This window comes from Kitasatospora sp. NEAU-CNBT7 (assembly GCF_057220535.1).
This window is the reverse complement of the sequence record NZ_JBXQQB010000017.1, coordinates 177,677-184,211: the sequence shown is the minus strand read 5'-3', so window position 1 is coordinate 184,211 and position 6,535 is coordinate 177,677. Positions and strand designations below refer to the sequence as shown.

Sequence of the window (6,535 nt, the reverse complement as noted above, 5' to 3'; positions counted from 1 at the left end):
CTCTGGTCCGCCAACGGCACCTGGGAACGGCTCCTGCAACAGGTCCAGGCCGCGGCCGACGCGGCCGGCGAGATCGACTGGGACATCTCGGTGGACTCCACCATCGTGCGCGCCCACCAGCACGCGGCCGGCGCCCGCACCGACCCACCGCCGGCCCTCACCGACTCAAAGGGGGACGAGGCGCTGGAACACCAGGACGAGACTCCGTGGCAGAGCCTCGTCGGCCGGCTGGTGGAGGTGGTGCGGGAGGCGAGGGCCTGGGGCGTTCACGCGGCGGCTTCACCAGCAAGATTCACCTGAGCGCGGACGGTTTCTGCCGCCCGCTGTCCCTGATCGTCACGCCGGGGCAGCGGGCCGACTGCACCCAGTTCCTGCCGGTGCTGGAGAAGATCCGGGTCCCGCGGTTCGAGTCGGGCAGGCCCCGTAAGAAGCCGGACAGCGTCGCGGCCGACAAGGCCTACAGCAACGGCCCTTGCCGCGAGTATCTGCGGCGGCGCGGCATCCGGCACACGATCCCGGAGAAGGCCGACAGCCGGGCCGCCCGCCTGCGCAAAGGATCGCAAGGCGGACGGCCACCCGGCTTCGACGAGGACCGGTACAAGAAGCGCAACACCGTCGAGAGGGCCATCAACAAGCTGAAGAACTCCCGCGCCGTCGCGACCCGCTACGACAAGCGCGGCTACGTCTTCCTCGGCACTGTCACCGCGGCCACCCTGGTCATCTGGCTGCGGGCTTGAGGCCCTCTCACAGGGCGAAGGGCCGGTATTCCAGAGCCTGATCGACGACCTCGACAGCTGTCAGCTCCCGCCCCGTGGGCCAAAAGATCAAGTTGCCCACATAGCCGGCCGGACAGCCGAGGGCTTCGCCCAATGCCTCCAGTACGCCGTACGTTTCAGCATCGTCGGCGTAGTGCGCATCCATGATCTTCTGCACCAACGCAACGGCCGTTGCACGAGTCATCACCGTCACAGCCACCCCTTCCAGAAGAGGGTCAGCCTAGACAGTCACATGATCGACCGGACAGCTCCTAGGCGCTTCCCGAGCGTTGGGCTGCTGACCACCGGAAACATCTTCTGGATCGGGGGCGTGATGACAGCCAAGCGAAGTCGTCTTGAGAAGCGGCGTACGGCTCTGGGCTACAGTCAAGAGAAGATCGCCGAACTGCTGCGCATCGCGACGTCCACCTACGCGCGTTGGGAGACCGGCAAGGCTGATCCTCGGCCTTACCAGCGGCCGAACCTTGCCAAGGTTCTCCGGGTCACACCCGACGAGTTGGAGGGCCTCCTCGCACCCGAGGTGACAGCACTCAGACATCCGGCGGCCGATGGCCCCCTTGCGTCCCCTGGTGATACTGACGACATGAAGCGTCGCGACGTCTTGAGTCTGCTCGCCGTGACCGGCGCGCTGATCGCACTGCCGCGCCCCAACACTTCCCCGACACGTCGGGCTCCTGCCAGCTCCCTCGTTGAGACCGGCCCCGAGCTGAATGCGCACTTGTGGAAGGTGTTCAGCCTCTCCGACTCAAAGCAGGCTGTCCTCCCCATCGTCCGGCATCAGCTCGGGCTCGTCGCGAAAGGGCTGGAGGAGAGCCGGACAGACGCCTCCCGCAAGGAACTCTGCGCACAGGTCGGGGATCTGTATCAGCTCGCCGGCGAGATCTTCTTCGACGCCAACCGGTACATGGACGCGGCGCGCTGCTACACGCTGGCCGCCAGCGCGAGCCGCGAGGCCGGCAACGCGGACATGTGGGCGTGCGCCCTGACGCGGCATGCCTTCGTCGAGCTGTACGAGCGGCGCTTCGCGATGGCGGCGCCGATTCTGTCTGCGGCGTCCCAGGTGGCTCAGAGGGGCGATGGGCAGCTCTCCACGCGGCATTGGGTGGCCGCGGTCCAGGCCGAGGCGTACGCGGGCCTCGGCGACCTCGATGGGTGCAGGCGCGCACTCGACGAGGCCGAGCAAGTTCACGGCTTGTCCGGACAGATCCACAACGGTGGCTGGCTGCGGTTCGACGGCTCGCGGCTGGCCGAGGAGCGCGGGACCTGCTACCTGGAGCTCGGCCGGCCGGACCTGGCCGAGGCAGCGCTGACGTCGGCCCTTGAGCAGAAGCTCTCTCTGCGTCGCCGAGGGGCGGTGCTGGCCGAACTGGCGACGCTGGGCGCGGAGCGCGGTGACCTCGATCAGGTGGTGCACTACAGCCGCGCTGCTATGGAACTGGTCGACCAGACGGGCTCGGGCTACATCGGCAAGAAGCTGGAGGGCCTCCAGGCCCGCCTTGTCCCGCTCATGGGCGATAGGCGAGCCTCGGAGCTGCACCAGCAGATTTCGGCGCTGTCGAGCGCCGCCTGACGAAGGAGCAACTGAATGTCGGACGAGGGCCGGATCTTCCGCGAGGCGTGGATCGCGGGCGTGACGAAGCACTACCCCGGCGAGCCGAGGCCGGGCTACATCGCCCCCTGGGAGGAGACCCCCCACTGGGAGCGGCAGTGCGCCGCCGCCGTCTACGGGCAGGTACTGGACTTCGTTCGGGTAAGCGCGGGCAACACGGCCAAGCTCAGCCGTGAGCAGAAGGGACGCTTTGTCGCGACCTGCTGGATCGCGCAGATCCACAAGCACATCGAGAATCCCAAGCCGGGCTACGTAGCGGATTGGGACGAGCTGCCGAAGTGGCAGCAGGAGACCGACGCGGACGTCTTCGAGCGCATCGAACAACAAGCGAGCTAGTGCCGCATCAGGCAGTACTCTCCCCCGCTGCGCCGTGCTTGGCCGGTGTGGTCGTTGTGCCGGATCGCCGACTCCGGCCCGCTCGGGTTCGCCCTTGTGGGCCGGACGGAGCAGGTAGACGCCCACGCGTCGAGTTCACGTTCGAAGATGCGGCCGTCGTGGTGCCGGTCACCGATCAAGGTCTGCCCCGGCGGGGATCCGGCATGGTCTGGTTCGACGTGGAGCATGCCGAGAAGGGCCTGACAGAAATGGCCCTCCGACCAGAGGATGCAGGTCAGAGGGTTCCGTCGGTAAGGCGGCGGACGAGCAGGCCTGTACGCCGGGTTCTGTCTCCCGGGGTGCTTGCGCGGCCCGGGGAGGCGGCCATCCATCTAGGGCTGCCGTTGCCGGCAGCCTCGTGCGGTCTACCCGCGGACTCGGGCGAGCAGCCCTCGAACATCCGCGCACGGTGCCCGAGGGCACCGATCTTGACCTTGCTCCGAGTGGGGTTTACCTAGCCGGCCGAGTCACCTCGGTCGCTGGTGGTCTCTTACACCACCGTTTCACCCTTACCTGCGGCCGAAGCCGCCGGCGGTCTGTTTTCTGTGGCACTGTCCCGCGGGTCACCCCGGGTGGGCGTTACCCACCACCCTGCTCTGTGGAGCCCGGACGTTCCTCGGCGGGCCCCCGAAGGTGCCCGACGCGGCCGCCCGGCCGGCTCGTCCGCCGTACTGGTCATCGTAGCGGTTCGCGGTGGCCGCCCTGGACGGGCACCCGCGGTGGCGGGTCGAGGCGGTCGGCCACCCGGGCCGCCGTGCCGGCCGCCCAGGGCGTGGTGGAGACCAGGCCGACCAGCAGGATCACCACGCCGAGGCCGGCCACGATCCACCAGCCGCGGTGGCTGGCCTCGGTGAACCCGGGCGACCCGGCCGCGGCCGCCGCGGTGACCACGGTCCCGAGCACCGCGACGCCCAGCGACTGCCCGATCTGCCGGCTGGTGGAGGCGACGGCCGCGGCCACCCCGGCCTGGGCCAGCGGCATCCCGGACACCGCCGCGTTGGTGATGGGCGCGTTGACCAGGCCGAAGCCGAGCCCGAACAGCGCGTACGCACCGATCAGCAGGCCCGCCGGGGAGTCGTCGGCCAGCCCGGTGAGCAGCACGCCGCTCGCGGCCATCGCCGCCCCCGCCACCAGCAGCGGCAGACGCGGCCCGCGCCGGCCCACGATCCGCCCGGAGAGCGGTGCGCAGACCAGGGTCAGCCCGGCCATCGGCAGCGTCCACAGGCCGGCTTCGACCGGGCTGTAGCCGCGGACGTCCTGCAGGTAGAGCGTGTTGAGGAAGAGGAAGCCGCCGAGCGAGGCGAAGGCGCAGACCGCGGTGACGGTGGCGCCGGTGAACGGGACGCTGGCGAAGAACCGGGGGTCGATCAGCGGTTCGGCGACCCGGCGCTCCCACAGCGGGAAGACCGCCAGCGCGGTGAGCGCGACCGAGCCGAGCAGCAGGATGACGGGTGAGGTCCAGCCGAAGCCGGGCCCCTCGATGATGACGGCGGTCCCGGCCCCGAGCAGCAGCACCATCAGCGCCTGCCCGACCAGGTCGAAGCGGCGCGGCCGGGGTGCCCGGGACTCCGGGACGTAGCGCCAGGTGAGCAGGAAGGCGGCCAGGCCGACCGGGATGTTGATCAGGAAGATCGACTGCCAGCCGGCGCTCTCCACCAGGCCGCCGCCGATCAGCGGGCCGAGCGCCATGCTGATGCCGACCACTCCGCCCCAGACGCCGATCGCCTGGGCCCGTTCGCGCCGGTCGGTGAAGGTGTTGGTGATGATGCCCATGGCGACCGGGTTGAGCATCGATCCGCCGACGGCCTGCACCGCCCGGAACGCGATCAGCCAGCCGAGCCCCGGCGCGAGGCTGCACAGCAGCGAGCCGAGGACGAAGACCACCAGCCCGGTGAGGAAGATCCGCCGCCGTCCGACCCGGTCCGCGACCGAGCCGGAGAGGATCAGCAGTGAGGCGAGCACCAGGGTGTACGCATCGATGATCCACTGCAGGCCCGAGGTCGGCGCGTGCAGGTCCTGCTGGATGGCCGGCAGCGCGATGTTGACCACGGTGTTGTCCAGGCCCACGATGAACAGGCTCAGGCAGCAGATCGACAGGATCAGGACGCGGCGCCGCCGGTCCGGGCCGGGGGCCGGGGCACTCGCGGGGGTCGGGGCACTCGCCGGGGTCTGTGCGCTCACACCGTTGATCATGCCACCGGCCCGGGCCGCACCGGCCCCGCGCAGCGGCGGGCCGCTCAGGCCGGGGCGAAGCGGACGGTCCGGGTGACCGGGTCCGCGGTGGTGAGCCGGACCAGGATGCGTTCCCCGAGCGGCAGCCGCAGCGACCCCTCGCACTTGGCGACCACCGCCGGCTCGCGCAGCTGGACGGTGCCGCTCTCCGGCCGGCGCTCGTCGACGTCGATCACCACCGCCTCGAAGTCCTCCCCCACCCGGCCGCGCAGCAGCTCCGCCTCGACCAGGTCCACGCAGGCCCGTTCCAGCTCCCGGGCACGCCGGTCGCCGCTCTCCATCAGCCCGGGGACGGCCGCCAGCGACTCCCGGACCCAGTCCGGCACGTCGGCCCCGGCCGCCACGGCCACGCAGATCTCCTGCGCGTAGCGGTCGCCGAGCCGGCGCAGCGGGGCGGTGCAGTGCGCGTACGGCGCGGCGAGTGCGGCGTGGCCGGGGTCGGCGGGCGGCCGGACGCCCTTGGCGGCGTCGAAGGCGTGGTAGCCGGCGCCGCGCAGCAGGCCGGTGCACTCGTTGAGGAAGGCGGCGTCGGCGGTCCTGGCCGGGTCGAGCGAGCGGATCAGTTCCGGGTAGGGCATCCGGTCCGGCCACTCGACGTGCAGGGCGGCCGCCACCCGGCGCAGCCGGGCGTACGCGGAGGCGGGTGCGGCGGGCAGGGTGCGCAGCAGGCCGATGCCGGCGTCCAGCATCAGGTCGGCCGCGGCCATGCCGGTGAGCAGGGAGACCTGGGCGTTCCAGGCGTCGGCGGGCCGGGGCGCGCGGTAGACCAGGCGGTAGCCGCCGTCGGCGGTCTCCACCTCCTGTTCGGGCAGGGGCAGGCTGACGCCGCCGCGGTCGCGCTCGCGGGCCTCCCGGAGGCTGCCGATCTCGGCGAGCAGGGCGAGCTGGGGGTCGGCGGTGCCGGTGTCGACGGCCTGCTGGACGCCGGCGTAGTCGAGCCGGCGGCGGGAGCGGACCTGGGCGCGGCGGACGTCGGCGAGCAGGACGGCGCCGTCGGCGTCGAGGTCGAGCTGCCAGAGCAGGGCGGGGCGCCGTTCGCCGGGCAGCAGGCTGGCGGCGCCCTCGGAGAGCCGGGCGGGGTGCAGCGGGACGTTGAGGTCGGGGAAGTAGTAGGTCTGGATGCGGCGGTGGGCCTCGATGTCGACGGCGCCGCCGGGGGTGACGAAGGCGGCCACGTCGGCGATGGCGTAGTGGACCCGGTAGCCGGTGCCGCGGCGGGCGAGGTGCATGGCCTGGTCGAGGTCGAGCGAGCCGGGCGGGTCGAGGGTGAAGAGTTCCAGGTCGGTCGCGTCGAGTTCGGGCAGCCGGGGGAGGGAGGCGGTCCGCTCGGCCTCGGCCAGCACCTCGGCGGGCCACTCGGCGCGGACCTCCAGCCGGCTGCGCAGCTCGGCGAGTTCGGTGTTGATCCGCGCGGTTTCGGCGGCTCGGACCCTCAGGTGTCGACGCGGCATGGTCGCAGCGTACGGCCGGGGCGGCCGGTGGGCGCGTTGGAACGGCTCGTAAGGTGGTTGTGGCGAACGGCGGTTGTGGCGAAGGGGGATCG

At 71.5% G+C, this 6,535-nt stretch carries 5 protein-coding genes, 1 other RNA gene and 1 pseudogene; 3 read left to right on the top strand and 4 right to left on the bottom strand.

All coding sequences use genetic code 11. The features are described from left to right. Positions 1 to 737: pseudogene (locus tag AC2TEW_RS22710) on the top strand (IS5 family transposase); the annotation flags it as partial. Between the two features lie 7 nt (positions 738 to 744). Here the strand turns inward: AC2TEW_RS22710 and AC2TEW_RS22705 are convergent. Then, a complete protein-coding gene (locus AC2TEW_RS22705; protein ID WP_484625167.1) occupies positions 745 to 960 on the bottom strand; it encodes a bacteriocin immunity protein in 216 nt (71 codons plus the stop codon). A gap of 48 nt (positions 961 to 1,008) precedes the next feature. Here AC2TEW_RS22705 and AC2TEW_RS22700 point away from each other — a divergent pair, with 48 nt between their 5' ends. Then, positions 1,009 to 2,346: a helix-turn-helix transcriptional regulator gene (locus tag AC2TEW_RS22700; protein WP_484625164.1), complete on the top strand. Its 1,338-nt coding sequence runs from the start codon at positions 1,009 to 1,011 to the stop codon at positions 2,344 to 2,346. A 15-nt stretch (positions 2,347 to 2,361) separates the two neighbouring features. Beyond that, complete coding sequence (locus tag AC2TEW_RS22695) at positions 2,362 to 2,721, top strand: hypothetical protein (RefSeq protein ID WP_484625163.1); 360 nt, start codon at positions 2,362 to 2,364, stop codon at positions 2,719 to 2,721. A gap of 299 nt (positions 2,722 to 3,020) precedes the next feature. Here the strand turns inward: AC2TEW_RS22695 and rnpB are convergent. The 3 genes from rnpB to AC2TEW_RS22680 form a co-directional block, all read right to left on the bottom strand. Continuing rightward, positions 3,021 to 3,422: RNase P RNA component class A (gene rnpB / locus AC2TEW_RS22690), an RNA gene on the bottom strand. A 13-nt stretch (positions 3,423 to 3,435) separates the two neighbouring features. Then, positions 3,436 to 4,953, bottom strand: coding sequence for an MFS transporter (locus AC2TEW_RS22685; protein WP_484625162.1), 1,518 nt, complete (start codon positions 4,951 to 4,953; stop codon positions 3,436 to 3,438). Positions 4,954 to 4,997: 44 nt separating this feature from the next. Continuing rightward, a complete protein-coding gene (locus AC2TEW_RS22680) occupies positions 4,998 to 6,443 on the bottom strand; it encodes an RNB domain-containing ribonuclease (RefSeq protein ID WP_484625161.1) in 1,446 nt (481 codons plus the stop codon). Between the last annotated feature and the right edge of the window lie 92 nt (positions 6,444 to 6,535).

Bases quoted from the DNA above. Each gene is read 5' to 3' on its own strand.
- AC2TEW_RS22695 (WP_484625163.1), top strand. From the start codon at position 2,362: ATGTCGGACGAGGGCCGGATCTTCCGCGAGGCGTGGATCGCGGGCGTG.
- AC2TEW_RS22705 (WP_484625167.1), bottom strand. From the start codon at position 960: ATGACTCGTGCAACGGCCGTTGCGTTGGTGCAGAAGATCATGGATGCG.
- AC2TEW_RS22685 (WP_484625162.1), bottom strand. From the start codon at position 4,953: ATGATCAACGGTGTGAGCGCACAGACCCCGGCGAGTGCCCCGACCCCC.
- AC2TEW_RS22680 (WP_484625161.1), bottom strand. From the start codon at position 6,443: ATGCCGCGTCGACACCTGAGGGTCCGAGCCGCCGAAACCGCGCGGATC.
- AC2TEW_RS22700 (WP_484625164.1), top strand. From the start codon at position 1,009: ATGATCGACCGGACAGCTCCTAGGCGCTTCCCGAGCGTTGGGCTGCTG.